Annotated in this window: 16 protein-coding genes; 2 read left to right on the top strand and 14 right to left on the bottom strand. The window is 42.8% G+C overall.

The window, feature by feature from the left end; genetic code table 11:
* The first annotated feature begins 12 nt into the window (after window positions 1-12).
* Window positions 13-819 (top strand): AraC family transcriptional regulator, encoded by an 807-nt coding sequence (locus tag IGI89_RS12095; protein ID WP_430601014.1) that lies wholly within the window; start codon window positions 13-15, stop codon window positions 817-819.
* Here the strand turns inward: IGI89_RS12095 and recO are convergent.
* The 9 genes from recO to IGI89_RS12050 form a co-directional block, all read right to left on the bottom strand.
* Window positions 813-1,586 carry a DNA repair protein RecO gene (gene recO / locus IGI89_RS12090; protein WP_430601015.1) on the bottom strand — a complete coding sequence of 258 codons (774 nt, stop codon included), beginning with the start codon at window positions 1,584-1,586 and terminating at the stop codon, window positions 813-815. The two genes, IGI89_RS12095 and recO, sit on opposite strands and share 7 nt — an antisense overlap.
* Window positions 1,587-1,679: 93 nt before the next feature.
* The gene (gene era, locus IGI89_RS12085; RefSeq protein WP_008378264.1) at window positions 1,680-2,579 is read right to left on the bottom strand and encodes a GTPase Era; all 900 of its coding nucleotides are present in this window, start codon (window positions 2,577-2,579) and stop codon (window positions 1,680-1,682) included.
* A 35-nt stretch (window positions 2,580-2,614) separates the two neighbouring features.
* Complete coding sequence (locus IGI89_RS12080) at window positions 2,615-3,004, bottom strand: diacylglycerol kinase family protein (RefSeq protein WP_016612211.1); 390 nt, start codon at window positions 3,002-3,004, stop codon at window positions 2,615-2,617.
* Complete coding sequence (ybeY, locus tag IGI89_RS12075) at window positions 2,988-3,464, bottom strand: rRNA maturation RNase YbeY (RefSeq protein WP_430601016.1); 477 nt, start codon at window positions 3,462-3,464, stop codon at window positions 2,988-2,990. The genes IGI89_RS12080 and ybeY overlap by 17 nt, the downstream gene beginning before the upstream one ends.
* Window positions 3,464-5,665, bottom strand: a complete 2,202-nt coding sequence (locus IGI89_RS12070) for an HD family phosphohydrolase (protein ID WP_008378271.1) — start codon at window positions 5,663-5,665, stop codon at window positions 3,464-3,466. The genes ybeY and IGI89_RS12070 overlap by 1 nt, the downstream gene beginning before the upstream one ends.
* 21 nt (window positions 5,666-5,686) lie before the next feature.
* Entirely contained in the window at window positions 5,687-6,646 is a 960-nt protein-coding gene (locus IGI89_RS12065) for a PhoH family protein (RefSeq protein ID WP_016612213.1), read from the bottom strand.
* 186 nt (window positions 6,647-6,832) lie between these two features.
* On the bottom strand, window positions 6,833-7,282 hold the full coding sequence (locus tag IGI89_RS12060) for a GatB/YqeY domain-containing protein (protein ID WP_438735708.1): 450 nt from the start codon (window positions 7,280-7,282) through the stop codon (window positions 6,833-6,835).
* Window positions 7,283-7,315: 33 nt separating this feature from the next.
* Window positions 7,316-7,492: a 30S ribosomal protein S21 gene (gene rpsU / locus IGI89_RS12055; RefSeq protein WP_002356740.1), complete on the bottom strand. Its 177-nt coding sequence runs from the start codon at window positions 7,490-7,492 to the stop codon at window positions 7,316-7,318.
* A 160-nt stretch (window positions 7,493-7,652) separates the two neighbouring features.
* Complete coding sequence (locus IGI89_RS12050) at window positions 7,653-8,084, bottom strand: Fur family transcriptional regulator (RefSeq protein ID WP_008378408.1); 432 nt, start codon at window positions 8,082-8,084, stop codon at window positions 7,653-7,655.
* A gap of 95 nt (window positions 8,085-8,179) precedes the next feature.
* Here IGI89_RS12050 and IGI89_RS12045 point away from each other — a divergent pair, with 95 nt between their 5' ends.
* On the top strand, window positions 8,180-9,067 hold the full coding sequence (locus IGI89_RS12045; protein WP_008378409.1) for a pyruvate, water dikinase regulatory protein: 888 nt from the start codon (window positions 8,180-8,182) through the stop codon (window positions 9,065-9,067).
* 79 nt (window positions 9,068-9,146) lie between these two features.
* Here IGI89_RS12045 and thrB read toward each other — a convergent pair whose 3' ends face one another.
* From thrB to IGI89_RS12020, 5 genes are all read right to left on the bottom strand, one after another.
* A complete protein-coding gene (gene thrB / locus IGI89_RS12040; protein ID WP_429961308.1) occupies window positions 9,147-10,016 on the bottom strand; it encodes a homoserine kinase in 870 nt (289 codons plus the stop codon).
* Window positions 10,013-11,071 carry a threonine synthase gene (thrC, locus tag IGI89_RS12035; protein WP_016620425.1) on the bottom strand — a complete coding sequence of 353 codons (1,059 nt, stop codon included), beginning with the start codon at window positions 11,069-11,071 and terminating at the stop codon, window positions 10,013-10,015. The genes thrB and thrC overlap by 4 nt, the downstream gene beginning before the upstream one ends.
* Before the next feature lie 2 nt (window positions 11,072-11,073).
* Window positions 11,074-12,324 carry a homoserine dehydrogenase gene (locus IGI89_RS12030; RefSeq protein ID WP_101699152.1) on the bottom strand — a complete coding sequence of 417 codons (1,251 nt, stop codon included), beginning with the start codon at window positions 12,322-12,324 and terminating at the stop codon, window positions 11,074-11,076.
* Between the two features lie 116 nt (window positions 12,325-12,440).
* Window positions 12,441-12,734: an ArsR/SmtB family transcription factor gene (locus IGI89_RS12025; RefSeq protein WP_005235473.1), complete on the bottom strand. Its 294-nt coding sequence runs from the start codon at window positions 12,732-12,734 to the stop codon at window positions 12,441-12,443.
* 246 nt (window positions 12,735-12,980) lie between these two features.
* Entirely contained in the window at window positions 12,981-14,708 is a 1,728-nt protein-coding gene (locus tag IGI89_RS12020; RefSeq protein ID WP_438735707.1) for a phospho-sugar mutase, read from the bottom strand.
* Window positions 14,709-14,796: the final 88 nt, after the last annotated feature.

The following is a 14,796-nucleotide window of genomic DNA, read 5'->3' as shown; positions in this document are numbered from 1 at the left end:
TGGAGGTTGAACATGCCTATTTATTTTTATCAAACAAACCAGCAGTTGCCTTTGTCGCTTGAAAGTATCGGAAACGATTGGCCACAAGATGACGTTGTTCGTCCCGATGGCTACCCTTACTTTCATTGGCTGCAGACAGAACAAGGAGAAGGTCGCGTCACCTTTGGTCAAGAATCCTTTATTTTACGTCCCAGTGAAGGCATCTTGATTTTCCCTTTCACTCCTCATCGCTACTATCCCTTATCAGATTGGAAAACCTCCTTCGCTACCTTTCAAGGACCTTTGGCAGCTGAGATATTAAAACAATTTACAAGTCAACCTTATCTTTTAGTTGAAGAGTCTAAAACTTTTTCCTATATGACTTGGATCAAACAACGCATTAAAGAAGACCAAAAAATAAGCTGGGATCCGTTACGGGCTTCTAGTGAGTGTTATCGTTTTTTGCTGGCGATCATGCAAGAGCGCTCTGGGAATCCAACCGAAAAACACCCCTTGTTTCAACAATATCTGGTCCCTGTTATACAAGAAATCGAAACCAATTATGATCAGGCGATCACGATCAAAAACTTGGCTGGTTTAGTCTATGTTTCGCCTCAATATCTCTCTCGGTTGTTCCAGCGTTTTTTAGGACAATCCACCGCCCAATACTTATTAAACTATCGCATGACCCGTGCCAAAGAGCTTTTGGTGGCACAGCCGGATCTGCCCATTCAGCAAGCCGCTTTTGCTGTAGGGTTTCAGGATGCGAGTCACTTTACCGCATTATTCAAAAAAAGAGTCGGCTTAACTCCATTGAAGTTTCGCCAACTCTATCATTGATTTTTCGGTTTTAAGACGTCTTGCCATTGCCCCATCTGATCGATAAACTTCTTACTTTTTAAATGAATGCCCACATATTCATCATACAATAGATCGATCACTTGTCGAATCGCTGCTTTCGTTTCTGGCTTTAATTTGATCGAAGCAATCTGCTCGTAGGATATTTGCGAAAATAAGCGAATAAAATGGATCGCACGAGAATCCGCATGATAGCGACGTTCGTCCATCCCCCAGTGTTGTTCGCATAAAATACCGCTAAACTTTGAGGAATAGTCAAACCGACCGTCGGTTTTTCCGCAGATGGCACAATGGGTCCAATTCGGGGTGATCCCGAAACGATGCAAAATCTGGATCTCAAAGATATTGGTGATGATCTCTGCGTCGTTCCCTTGATCCATTAAGTGCAATGCCTCATGTAAAAATTGGTATAGATGTGGGTCATAGACCCGATCATCGATAGCAGAATCAGCCAAATTCAACAAGTAGGTCGCATAACCAGCAATAAAAATATCACTTTGGATCGTACGAAAAGGATGGATGTCTTTGGCATTGTTTAAAAAGGACAAGCCTTCCGTTTTGATGGTTCCCATGTAGGTGGCTTCAGTATAAGAGAGCAACGCTGGTGCCAAGGGATTATTTTTCCGATGAGCACCCTTGACATAAAACATTTGCTTCCCGGCAGATTCCGTAAAGATTTTGACTAGCTTGTCTTTTTCTTTATGGTCCTTTGAAAAAAGCAAAATTCCTTTTGTTTCAACAAGATTCATCGTCGCACCTCATTTCTTGAAAAAAAATGATCCAGTTCGCTAACTGCATCAGTTTTTCCTCTTTAAAGCAGACCGTGATGGATCTGCCTTTCCTTAATACTCATCTTTACGATAGCCGTAATCCGTTAAGAAGGTTTGCTTGTCGCGCCAATCTTTTTGAACTTTCACCCATAATTCCAAGAAGACTTTGTCATCTAGTAAGTGTTCAATATCTAGACGGGCTTTCGTCCCGATCTGCTTCAGCATTTTACCGCCTTTACCGATGATAATGCCTTTTTGGCTGTCACGTTCGACAATGATCGTCGCTTGAATATGCACCTTATCATTATGATCTCGTTTCATGGAGTCAACGACGACCGCTACCGAGTGAGGCACTTCATCTCTGGTCAGCAGCAAGACTTTTTCCCGTACCAACTCGGAAACGATAAAGTATTCCGGATGGTCAGTGATTTGATCTTCTGGGAAATACTGAGGACCTTCAGGCATTTCATCGACCAATAGTTTCATTAGCGTTTCGAAATTATTGCCTTCCGTTGCAGAAATCGGTACGATCTCGGCAAAGTCCATTTGTGAGGAGTAATCTTCAATGATTGCCAATAAAGCATCCGGATGGACTTTATCAATTTTATTGATCACTAGGAAAACCGGCGTCTGGCTTTGACGCAACCGTTCGATGATAAAATCATCACCCTTGCCGCGCTTTTGATCGGCACTGATCATAAATAGTGTCACGTCAACTTCACGAAGTGCGCTATAGGCGGTTTCCACCATAAAATCGCCTAGACGGTGTTTGGGTTTATGGATCCCTGGTGTATCGATAAAGATGAGCTGTGCGTCATCTGTCGTATAGACCCCTTGGATTTTATTACGAGTCGTTTGCGCCTTGTCACTCATGATAGCGATTTTTTGTCCTACAACTCGATTTAGTAGTGTGGATTTCCCAACATTTGGCCGTCCGACGATCGCAACGAAGCCTGATTTGTGTGTTGTCATTGTTGTTCCCCTTTATCTTGTGGTTTTAGTGCGTATCAGAAGAGCTGCAGTAATTTTGGCAAGAAGATGATCGCTGCGACCACTAATGCAAAAACTGCGGTCATCAGCACAGCACCAGCTGCCATATCTTTGATTTTTTTCCCGATTGGATGGAAATGAAAGTCCGTAAACATGTCAACGACATTCTCAAAGACTGTATTGATGATCTCCACGATCCAGACCAAGAAAACGGCTAACAGCAGCCAAAGCCATTCCATTTGATTCAATCGGAAAATAAAGCCTGCAATGATCGCAACGATGCCTAACCCAACATGTTTACGCATATTACGTTCCTCTTTAAAGACGGTTTTTATACCGGTGAAAGCAAATTCGATTGACGAGATAAACTGTTTATTTTTCCCAATATTCTTATCTTTTGAGTCCATAGGCATCCAGTATTTCCTTTTGCAATCCAAACATTTCCTTTTCATCTTCTGGTGTCATATGATCATAGCCGTTGATATGCAAGAAACCATGCAGCGCCAAGAAACCAAGTTCCCGATCATAGGTATGCCCATATTCAGCAGCTTGTTCCTTTGCCCGTTCAATGGAGATCATAATGTCTCCTAGATCACGCGGCAGCTCTTCAAGGACTTCGTCAAAAATAATCGGCATCTCCTCCGCCGTTTCTTCTTCGAAGGCAAAACTGATGACATCTGTCGGCATATCTTTGCCGCGATACTCCCGATTGATTTCTTGGATGGCTGCATTGTCCATAAACGTGACGGACATTTCCGTATCCTCTGGAAGGTCTAAATGTCCTGCAGCAAATTGCAGAAGTCCTTCGATCTCTTTGATCTTCGTTTCCCCCACTGAATTTGTCTCATCTAAAAAGGTAATCTCCATTAGCGCTCTCTTCTTTCTTGTTCTTCTTTCATTTTCTCTGCTTCCGATTTCATTTTTGGGTATTTGATCCGTGAATGGAAGGTACTGCATAGTCCGTTGACCAGTGATTTTTCAATCATCCGGATTTCTTTCAACGTTAGTCCCGTTTCATCCAATTGACCGTCTAAGATCCGATCATTGATGAGATTCGCAACAAATTCTTGAATTTTTTGATTGGTCGGATTTTCCATCGCTCGAACAGCTGCTTCACAACTGTCAGCGATACTCACGACACCCGCTTCTCGTGTCTGCGGTTTTGGCCCAGGATAACGGAAATCTTCTTCCGTCACCTCGGGATTACGCTCTTGAGCTTTTACATAGAAATAACGCATCAGAGTTGTGCCATGGTGTTGACGGCAAATATCGATCACCATCCGCGGCATTTTGGCTTCTTCGAGAATTTCCGCTCCGTCGATCACGTGACCGAAGATGATTTGTTTGCTGTCTTCCGGCAGCAAAAAATTATGCGGGTTTTCGGCACCAGCAGGTAAATTTTCTACGAAGAAATTGGCATGTTTGACTTTGCCAATATCATGGTAATAACAAGCCACGCGGGTCAGTAAGCTTTGCCCACCGATCTCGGCGACGGCATTGGCGCTAAGATTAGCAACCATCATACTGTGATGATAGGTCCCTGGTGCTTCTTCCAGCAACTGCTTCAATAACGGGTGGTTCGGGTTACTCAATTCATTCAACACGATCATACTTTCATCCGTTACCAATAATTCGATATATGGATGCAGCCCCATCGTCAGCAAATAGCTAAGAAGCGAGCCGGCCAATCCACAGACGAGTGTTGTCCACGTATTGCCGCGGGCCAAATCCATTCCTTGGAAAATGACCAACATGATGCTTAAGAGTAATGGGAAAACGATCACCCACATGACTGCGATTTTCCCTTGACTGGCGATACGTGCTCGTTTGATCATCGTTCCCATCAACCCAGAGAAGAGATAGGTCACTAAAACAGTCGTCAACAAGTTGGTCCCACTGGAATCAAAGTAAATGAAGAGTGCACTGACCACTTGGAAAATCGCGGCTAATATCCCTAAACGTCTGCTGGAGAAAATGCTTAGAATCAGCGGTGTAAAGGCTGCTGGGAAAAAGAGCGGGATAAAGGTCACTAATTCTGATTGGAACAGTTGGAAAAATTTCATGATCAAGATACTGAATGCCATCGCCAAAATATAAAAAGTGACGGCGTTCATTCGCTTTTCAACATCTTTTGTCTGTCTTGTATAATAAAACAGCATGAGCATTTGTAAGCAGGTCGCTAAAACTAAGGCGATTAATGGAAAAACTGAGAAGGTCTGATTGGTCATTCCTAAAAGCTGCAGCTTTTCCAATGCGTTGGCATCGATCTGTGATCCTTCACGAACAATGATCTCCCCTTGATAGATCATTACCGGTGGAACAGCATCCATGGCGGTTTGTCTCGCTTCTTCCGTCCGCTTTTCATTGGGAATATCATTGACGACGATTCCTTGATTGACAATGAAGCGTAAAACGGACGCCATATCCGAAGTAACATCTAGAAATTGGATCTTGTCTTCCGCCTCTGAGCGGAAAGTACTGAGTTCTGTTTGACGGATCTGTTTGGCCATTTGCTCGTCTACTAGCTGCAACGCATAGGTTCGTACCGTATTCAATTCATCGGTACTTAATGAAAACAATGTCGACAAAAAATTATTCGTCAATGACTGATAGAAATCAAGTTCATCATCACTCATTTTTTCAAACTCTTTTTTTAAGGCTGCGATGTATTCATCCGTACTCGGTTTAGGGATATTTTCATCCTCATCCGCCTCAGCAACTTCTTTTGCATGTGCCTCATCCGTTGATTTTTTGACTGAATCAACTAAGTCAAAAAGGTGGTCGATGCGATCGTGCTGTGTCTGCGCTAGAGTATCCTGATAGGTGTACTCTGGCGGAACCGCTTCTGCTGCCAATTTGCGTTTTTGTTCCGTTGCAGTAGTGTTTTCGATCGTTTTATTGGCACGAATGTTTTCTTCCGCCACCTGGCCTTCGCTATAATCGACATTATTCTGTTTGACACTGGTGTACATGATACCAATCGAAAAAAGAAAGAAGAGAAACATCAAAACTGGTAAATAAAACTTCCCGAGTCTTTCTCTAAGTTTCCGTAGTGGTTGAATGATCATAGTTCTCCTCCTGAAAGACGATCAGCGCTTGTCTTTAAGATCTGCTTCTTCATAAGCTCGAATGATATCGGCCACAACTGGGTGCCGCACCACATCTCCTGCTTCAAAATTAGCAAAAGCAATTTTAGGGATCTCCTGCAACGTTCGCTCCGCATGGATCAAACCGCTTAAAGTCCCTTTTGGCAAGTCGATCTGACTCGTATCGCCATTGACGATCATTTTGGAGTTGAATCCTAAACGCGTCAGAAACATTTTCATTTGAGCGATCGTCGTATTTTGCGCTTCATCTAAAATGACAAAGGCATCTTCTAGCGTACGTCCACGCATATATGCCAATGGTGCGATCTCAATGACGCCTCGTTCCATCAGACGGTTCGTATGATCCATCCCAAAAATTTGATACAACGCATCATAAACGGGGCGTAAGTAAGGATCGACTTTTTCTTTCAAATCGCCTGGCAGAAAGCCAAGGTTCTCTCCTGCTTCAACCGCGGGCCGTGTCAAAATAATCTTTTGAACTTGACCTTTCTTTAAAGCAGCGATCGCCATTACGACGGCCAGAAAGGTTTTTCCGGTTCCGGCTGGTCCGACCCCAAAGACCACATCATGTTTACGGACAGCTTCGATATATTTCTTTTGACCGGCATTTTTTGCCCGAATCGGTTTCCCATTACGGTCCTTGATGATTTCTTCTTCATACATATCTTTGAAATAATCAAGACTGCCTTTGTTTACCATGTTCAAAGCTGTGATCACATCAGGAGTACTGATATTGATGCCTCGTTTGATCAACTCTTGCAACGCTCGGATCACGGATTGTGCTTTTTCTGTAGCTTCCGCTTCGCCGACGATTTGGATCAGCTCCCCACGAGTGTGAATGACCGTCCCCGTCGAGTCTTCAATGATTTTAATGTTCTTATCGTGAGCACCTAAGAGTAAACGAACGTCATCGTTCTCACTAAGTGTTATCTCGATCGTCATAGTTTTGTCTGTCAAATATGTTACAGCTCCTTTTTTGGCGTTCTTATTAATAATAACATAAGATGGAAAAAAGAAAAATTACTTATAAAGTCCAAGGGTAGTTTCCTTTTTGTCCTTATGCTTTTTTTAAGTTTTTGAAATCAGAAAAAAAGCCGCGAGCATGTCATCCATACTCGCGGCGTGAGCTTACATTTGATCCAATAATTCTTTAACGATCGCATTGACTTGATTGCCGTCTGCTTTGCCTTTGACTTGCGGCATTACAGCACCCATCACTTTTCCAAATTCTTTGGAAGAAGAAGCACCAGTCTTTTCAATCGCTCCAGCAACGATTTGGCGGATTTCCGCTTCATCAAGTTGTGCTGGCAAATATTTTTCAACAACTGCAATTTCAACTTCGACTTTCTCAGCTAGATCATTTCGGTCAGCTTTCTCAAACTCATGTAAAGAGTCCCGACGTTGCTTCATCTCACGAGATAAAACGGTCAACTCTTCTTCTTCATTCAAGTCAGAACCTTTTTTGATCTGCTCATTTTGAATTGATGCTTTCAACATGCGGATCACCTGCAAGGTTTCCTTGTCTTTGGCTTTCATCGCTGTCTTCATGTCATCATTCAGTGTACTTAGTAGTGTCACACTACCAGCTCCAATTCTCAAAACAGTAGAAAATTAGAATTTTTTGCGTTTTCTAGCTGCTTCAGATTTTTTCTTACGCTTTACGCTAGGTTTTTCGTAAAATTCACGTTTACGAGATTCCTGTAAAGTACCCGCTTTTGACACGGAACGTTTGAAGCGACGAAGAGCATCGTCAAGTGATTCGTTTTTGCGAACGACTGTTTTTGACATGTAAATTCCCTCCCTCCGAGCTTAAAAAGTAACCGTAGTTGTTATTGAAATAAAATCCCAAAAAACACGACTGTCCTTTAAAAATTATAGCTAACCCCTGAAAAAGTGTCAAGGCATTCTGTTAAAAAAGTCTTCGATACTGTCAAGTTTGTTTGGGTTTTCATTGACATTCTTCACAACGACCCAAAATCTCGAAGCGATGACCCTCGATCAAACAACCGGGAAGCTGTTCTTGAAAGAAGTCCATTGGGCAAATATGCAGTTCTTTTGTTTTGCCACAAACCGTGCAAATAAAGTGATGGTGATGATGGTCTTCTAATTCTGCACAACAGTTATAGCGAAACTTCATCTCACCGTTCAGTTCTGTTTCTTCTAAAATACCGATCTCAGAAAAATCGTGCAAATTCCGGTAGATCGTATCATAACTCAAGCCAGGGTACTTTTCCGACATGTATTCGTGAATTTCTTTTGCCGGTAAATAGCGATTGCGTTTCACTAAATAGGTAATGATCGCTTCTCTTTTTTTCGTATTTTTAAAGCCATTTTCTTTCAACGTTGTCATGGCATGCTCTATGAGCGTTTGATTTTTCATCGTAGACCCTCCTGATAAATCAAAATCATTCCGATTCTATCAATCTTAAGTATGGTATAATGAAATCAATAAAAAAGCAAGAGAGGATTTTTCTTATGAAGCCAAATGAACCAGAACAACTAGACTTGCAAGAAAAATTGCAAACCAGTGCTGCAGTGACGATGTTCGTTTTGTCGGACTCTGCCGGTGAAACAGCATCGAAGCTTGCCCAAGCGACAATGGCACAGTACCCCAGCGTCGAATTTAACCTTTTTAGACGCACGTTTATCCACACGAAAGAGCACTTGATCAAAGCATTATCAGATGCTAAGAAACACAATGCCATTATTCTTCACACTTTGATCAAAGAAGAACTCGTGGATTTGACGAATCATTTTTGTGAAGAAGCGGATCTCTATCATTTCGACGTATTAACACCGCCTGTCAGTGAAGTGGCACGCCGCACTGGAGTAGCACCTTCGCGAGAGCCAGGGGCTTTGCACCACCTGAACGAAAATTATTTCAAACGCATCAAAGCCATGGAATTTGCGGTCATGTACGATGACGGAAAAGACCCTCGTGGCTTCTTGGAAGCAGATGTCGTGTTACTAGGGGTTTCTCGAACCTCAAAAACACCGTTGAGTCTATTTTTAGCGAACAAAAACTTAAAAGTCGCTAATTTGCCTTTGGTTCCACAAGCCCACATCCCGAAACAGCTCTGGGAAATCGATCCGAAAAAAATCGTCGGGTTAACAAATGATCCGAATGTGTTAAACAGTATCCGCAAAGAACGGATGCGTTCTTATGGCCTGAACCCTGACTCTGCATATTCCGATATTGAAAAAATCAAAGCAGAGCTGACGTTTGCTAATGATCTTTATGAGAAATTAGGTTGTGTCGTGATCAATGTCGCTTCCCTTTCCATCGAAGAAACCGCCTCAATGATTTTAAATGCATTAAACTTAGAAGACCATAGCTATTACACTTCAGAGACAAAAGACTGACAACGATAAAGCAATAAAAAAAGATGAACAGACTGCCGTCTGCTCATCTTTTTTAGAATATCTATCATTTCAAAGTTTTTTAAAAAACTTGCAGCCCTTCACGATCGATTTGTAATTGTTCGATATACGCATTGCTCTCCAAGGCATGTAAAAGTTTTGAGATTCGTTCTGCCCGTTCCTCTGGGACGATCGCTAAGACCGTTGGTCCAGCGCCGCTTAAGAAACAACCATAGCCGCCTTCTTCTTCGCAGATTTGGCGAATGGTCGACAAGTGTGGCACAAGCTTTTCCCGATAGGCTTCATGGAAACGATCCTGCTGCATCAATTTCCCTGCAAGAGGCAGATTGCCATTGATGACCGCTGCGATCATCACGTTGGCGATCGCACTGGCCTCAACTGCTTGCTCGTGAGAAAGTGTTTGCGGCAAGACTTGACGACTTGCTTCAGTCAAAAGTTCTTCATGAGGAATATAGGCAATGATCTCGCACTCTGGAAAATGATGCTTTACTAAATACGTATGCTTGTGCTGATGGTCATAAGCAGCAACTGCAAAATCTCCATAGATCGCTGGTCCAACATTGTCAGGATGCCCTTCAATGGCAGTTGCGATCTCAAGCTTTTGTGCTGCACTCAGATTCATGTGGGCCATTCGGTTGGCTAGTTCAATACCAGCGACGATCACCGAGGAACTACTGCCTAAGCCTCGTGCCAAAGGAATATCCGAACTCATACGGATCTTCAGGGGATTCATGTCTGGTGCTAATTTTAGTGCCACACGCAAAAGTAAGTTAGTTTCATCGTTTGGGATCTCTGAGCCTAGCTCATGGATGATTTCCCATGTATCGTTTTCTTTTAAAACTTCGATGAACAAATACTTTGACAGGGCAATCCCGCAGGAATCAAAGCCAGGCCCTAAATTCGCACTGGTTGCAGGAACGCGGATCTTCATAACTTGGCAACTCCTTCACGAAGATGCTGGCGCATTTCTTCTAAATCACTCATCTTATTGATGGTTACTTCTGTCGCTTTGATAGCTGTATCAGGATCCTTCAGACCATTTCCAGTAAAGACGGCAACGACAGTCTCACCTGGTTTGATTTTCCCTGCTTTCACGTGCTGGATGACACCAGCCAGCGATGCAGCTGAGCCTGGTTCAATAAACACACCATCTTGCGCAGCAATTTTACGATACGCATTCAAAATTTCCTCATCGGTTACTGCATCGATGTATCCTTTTGATTCATCACGAGCGGCTTCTGCCAACTGCCAGCTGGCTGGATTGCCGATCCGAATCGCTGTAGCGATGGTTTCCGGCTGTTCAATGACTTCCCCACGAACGATGGCAGCCGCACCTTCTGCCTCAAACCCATGCATTCTTGGCAACGTGGTGCCTTTTTTCTCATGCCATTCTTTGAATCCTTTCCAATAAGCCGAGATATTCCCAGCATTACCAACTGGAATTGCAAGAACATCAGGCGCCTGTCCTAGCTGTTCGCATACTTCAAATGCAGCTGTTTTTTGTCCTTCTAAACGATAAGGATTGACAGAGTTCACTAATGCCACAGCTTCTGTTTTCGCAATATCCCGGACTGCTTTTAACGCTTCATCAAAGTTTCCTGGAATCGAAATGATGTCCGCACCATAAACGATCGCTTGCGCCAGTTTCCCCATAGCGATCTTGCCTTCTGGAATGACGACATAAGCTTTGATTCCTGCTCTGGTCGCATAAGCGGCTGCGGCTGCACTAGTATTTCCTGTCGAGGCACAAACGATCGCTTTCGCGCCTTCTTCCACCGCTTTTGCCACCGCCATCACCATGCCGCGGTCTTTAAATGAGCCTGTCGGATTCAGGCCTTCGTATTTTCCATACAATTGGATCCCTAATTCATTTGAAAGACTTGGTAATGGAATCAGAGGTGTATTTCCTTCAGCCAGCGACAATGCTGGGGTATTTTCATTAACTGGGAGATATTCCTTGTATTGATGCAATAATCCTTGATACATGTTTATTCCTCCATCACTTTCATTATTTGCACGTTTTGCGTATTCGCGTATGCCTTGAGTGCTACTGTTAGTTCCTTTTCACTGATTGGCTTCGTGATTCCAGCTATTCGTTGGCTTGCTTCATCAAATGCTGTGTGCTTTGATTCAAACCATTCTGGGAAAGAAGCTGCATTAAGGTCTTTACTTGAAAAGGAAACATAGTGTTGCACAGGAACTTCTTGTACCGAAGCCAATGCAGTTTCTTTTTCAAAGGTTAAAAAAGGTTCAACGATCCCGAATGTTTTGTTTTTAGCCAATACCGTCAAATCGGCAACCACACTAGTGGCTGTCGGACGCGATCCAGCCCCTGGTCCATAAACCATCGACTGATCAATTCCGTCGCTTTTGATAAAAATACCATTGAACTCATTTTGGATCGTCGCCAAGGCGTGGTTTTTTGGCACTAACACCGGCCCAACCGATACAGTAAGGGAACCGTCATCAGTCTTTTGAGCTGCGCCAATCAATTTCACTTCATAGCCAAAAGCTTGTGCCTGCTTAATATCTTCTACAGCTAATCCGCGAATACCTTTTGTTGCAACATCAGCAACGTCGATTGTTTTCCCAAAAGCAAATTTGGTCAGGATCACCATTTTATAAGCCGCATCGATACCGTCAACATCATTGGAAGGATCTGATTCGGCAAAACCTTTTACTTGAGCTTGTGACAACGCATCTTCATAGGTCATGCCATCTTCCGTCATTTTCGTCAGCATATAATTGGTCGTCCCATTGACGATGCCAAAAATTCCTGTGATGGTATCAGGTAGATAGTGGGTGCTCAATGTGCGCAAAATCGGAATTCCTCCCCCCACACTGGCTTCATAATAAAGAGAAACACCGGCTTTTTCAGCAATTGCCAGCAGTTCAGGTCCATGGGTGGCAATCAAATCTTTATTTGCCGTCACAACATGCTTTTTATTTTCTAAAGCAGCTGAAATAAACGCTTTTGCCGGATCGATCTTCCCGATCAATTCCACAATTACGTCGATGGTCTCATCTTCAAACAACTCATTTGCCTCATTCGTCAAAGCAAACCCATACTTAGCTGCTAACGCAGACTTATCCTCATAAGGCGAAGCTAATGCTTTCGTGATTTGCACACTGACTCCTGTGCGTGCCAGAATGGCTTCTTTTTGCTCTGCCAACACTTGGCATACCCCGCTGCCGACAACACCCATTCCTAATAATCCAATGTTCAATTGCTTACCCATAATGCCCCCTAACTGAAAACGTTATTAAAAACCGTTCATCCAATTTTAATATTTCCACTAGCATACCAAAAACAATAAGAAAAAACTAGGACTTTTGAGAAATTCTCGCCCTAGTTTTAACGGTGATGGATATGTTCGAATGTTTTTTGCAAAATATCCACAACATGTTTGTCATCAAGACTATAAAGGATGGTTTTTCCTTGTCTTTCCGACTTTACGATCCGATTATCTTTCAATAGTTTCAACTGATGAGAGACAGCTGATTGTTCCATATGTACTTGTTCCGCGATTGAAGTGACATTGCGTTCACCCTCTTGAAGGGACAACAAAATTTTTAATCTGGTCGGATCACTAAGCATCTTAAAAATCTGCGTTACTTGCTGAATTTCCTCTAATTTAGGCGGAGTCATCGCGCCACATCCTCTCTTATTTCCTTTTGCATTTTAGCCCTTGATAGACGGCTTGTCAATCAGCGGCCGCCAAACAAGGAGAAGTAATCAGATAAAAGACAAGAATAGATCCAAGTGTCAGAAAATTCCCTTTAGAAGCTTAGGTCCCTCAACAACTGTTCGTTGGGGAAACAAATGCTTCTTTTTCTACCACTCGGATCATTCAGTCAAATTGCAATTTTTTGATTATGAAGGCAGCAGATGACTTTATTCACCTGTGATTTCTTCAATCGCTGCTTGCAGATCAGCAATTTTTTGTTCTGCTGCTTCTGCCGTTTCGCCTTTTACACCAATATAAAACTTGATTTTCGGTTCGGTCCCAGAAGGACGAACCGCAATCCAGCTTTCATCTTCCAAGGTGTATTTCAAAACATCAGAAGGCGGTGTGGTCATTTTTTGTTGGTGACCATCTAAGCCCACACGAGTCAACAGTTTAAAGTCTTCTGTTTGTACGACAGGGGTTCCTGCAAAGACAGAAGGTGCTTTTTCACGGAAAGTCTTCATCAAGGCAGCAATCTTAGTTGCCCCTTCCATGCCGCTCATCGTTACAGAAATCGTTTTTTCTGCATAATAACCGTACTCTTCAAAAATATCTTGCAGACCGTCATACAATGTTTTGTTTGATTGTTTGTAAAAAGCAGCCACTTCTGCTAATAAAACGAGCGCTTGGATCGCGTCCTTGTCCCGTACGAATGGTTTTACTAAGTAGCCATAGCTTTCTTCAAAGCCAAACATAAAGGTTTGAGAATGGGCTTTTTCAAATTGTTGGATTTTTTCGGCAATAAATTTAAAGCCGGTCAATACGTTGATCATATCCACATCGTAGGATTTAGCGATCGCTGTTGGCAATTCACTAGAAACGATCGATTTTAAGACTGCTGCATTTTCTGGCAATGTCCCAGCTGTTTTATGGGCTTCTAAAATGTAACGGATCATCAATGCGCCTAACTGATTACCTGTCAACACTTGGTAGTTGCCATCTGGCATTCTTACTGCAGCTCCTAAGCGATCGGCATCTGGATCTGTTGCGATCAACAGGTCAGCACCTTCTTTTTCTCCTAAAGCAATCGCATATTCAAAGGCAGAGTGCTCTTCTGGATTCGGTGATTTTACTGTACTGAAATTTGGATCAGCAACCGCTTGAGAAGGTTCAATAATGAATTGTTGGAAACCAGCTTGTTTCAACGCTTTCTCCCCAAGCATCCGCCCTGTTCCGTGAAGTGGTGTATAGACAAGTTTCAAATCTTTGCCCACCGTATCGATCAATTCTTGATCGATCGTGACTTCTTTGATCTCTTTCAGATAGGCAGTATCGATTTCTTCGCCAATAATAGAGATCAAGCCGCTGTTTTTGGCTTCTTCTTCACTTAATACAGGGATCTCTAACGGATTTTCAATTTCCCGAACGAATTTTGTCAATGCATCCGCATCTGCTGGTGGCATTTGTCCACCATCTTCCCCATATACTTTGTAGCCATTGTATTCGGCTGGATTGTGAGAAGCTGTGATCATGATTCCAGTAAAGGTTTTTAAGTAACGCACAGCAAAAGATAATTCTGGCGTCGGACGTAAGCTTTCAAAGACGAAGGCTGGAATATCGTGTTTTGCCAATGTTTTTGCCGCTTCCAACGCGAACTCAGGTGAAAAATGACGGGAATCATAGGCGATCGCTACGCCACGACGTCTTGTTTCAGGATCTTGTGTATCCATAAAGCGAGCCAATCCTTCGGTTGCTTGACGAATCGTATAAATGTTCATCCGATTGATACCAGGTCCTAAAATTCCTCGCATACCGGCAGTCCCAAATTCCAAAGGCATATAAAAAGCGTCTTCTAACATCGCAGGATCTGCTTCTAATGCGGTCAATTGTTCTTTTAATTGTGGATCTAAGTGTTCACTGTTTTTCCATTGATTAAATGTTTGTTCCCATGCCATAAAATAACCTCTCCTTTTTCCGTTAAAATGCTCTAAAATTAGTATAACACTACTTACAGATTTCTCAAAGAATAACCAAACGAAAAAT

The organism is Enterococcus sp. AZ141 (genome assembly GCF_051714385.1).
GTDB classification, from domain to species: Bacteria; Bacillota; Bacilli; order Lactobacillales; family Enterococcaceae; genus Enterococcus_D; species Enterococcus_D entomosocium.
The sequence above is the reverse complement of the archived record's forward strand: the minus strand, read 5'-3'. Positions and strand labels throughout refer to the sequence as shown.

Bases quoted from the DNA above. Each gene is read 5' to 3' on its own strand.
- IGI89_RS12095 (WP_430601014.1), top strand. From the start codon at position 13: ATGCCTATTTATTTTTATCAAACAAACCAGCAGTTGCCTTTGTCGCTT.
- recO (WP_430601015.1), bottom strand. From the start codon at position 1,586: ATGAATCTTGTTGAAACAAAAGGAATTTTGCTTTTTTCAAAGGACCAT.
- era (WP_008378264.1), bottom strand. From the start codon at position 2,579: ATGACAACACACAAATCAGGCTTCGTTGCGATCGTCGGACGGCCAAAT.
- IGI89_RS12080 (WP_016612211.1), bottom strand. From the start codon at position 3,004: ATGGACTCAAAAGATAAGAATATTGGGAAAAATAAACAGTTTATCTCG.
- ybeY (WP_430601016.1), bottom strand. From the start codon at position 3,464: ATGGAGATTACCTTTTTAGATGAGACAAATTCAGTGGGGGAAACGAAG.
- IGI89_RS12070 (WP_008378271.1), bottom strand. From the start codon at position 5,665: ATGATCATTCAACCACTACGGAAACTTAGAGAAAGACTCGGGAAGTTT.
- IGI89_RS12065 (WP_016612213.1), bottom strand. From the start codon at position 6,646: ATGACGATCGAGATAACACTTAGTGAGAACGATGACGTTCGTTTACTC.
- rpsU (WP_002356740.1), bottom strand. From the start codon at position 7,492: ATGTCAAAAACAGTCGTTCGCAAAAACGAATCACTTGACGATGCTCTT.
- IGI89_RS12050 (WP_008378408.1), bottom strand. From the start codon at position 8,084: ATGAAAAATCAAACGCTCATAGAGCATGCCATGACAACGTTGAAAGAA.
- IGI89_RS12045 (WP_008378409.1), top strand. From the start codon at position 8,180: ATGAAGCCAAATGAACCAGAACAACTAGACTTGCAAGAAAAATTGCAA.
- thrB (WP_429961308.1), bottom strand. From the start codon at position 10,016: ATGAAGATCCGCGTTCCTGCAACCAGTGCGAATTTAGGGCCTGGCTTT.
- thrC (WP_016620425.1), bottom strand. From the start codon at position 11,071: ATGTATCAAGGATTATTGCATCAATACAAGGAATATCTCCCAGTTAAT.
- IGI89_RS12030 (WP_101699152.1), bottom strand. From the start codon at position 12,324: ATGGGTAAGCAATTGAACATTGGATTATTAGGAATGGGTGTTGTCGGC.
- IGI89_RS12025 (WP_005235473.1), bottom strand. From the start codon at position 12,734: ATGACTCCGCCTAAATTAGAGGAAATTCAGCAAGTAACGCAGATTTTT.
- IGI89_RS12020 (WP_438735707.1), bottom strand. From the start codon at position 14,708: ATGGCATGGGAACAAACATTTAATCAATGGAAAAACAGTGAACACTTA.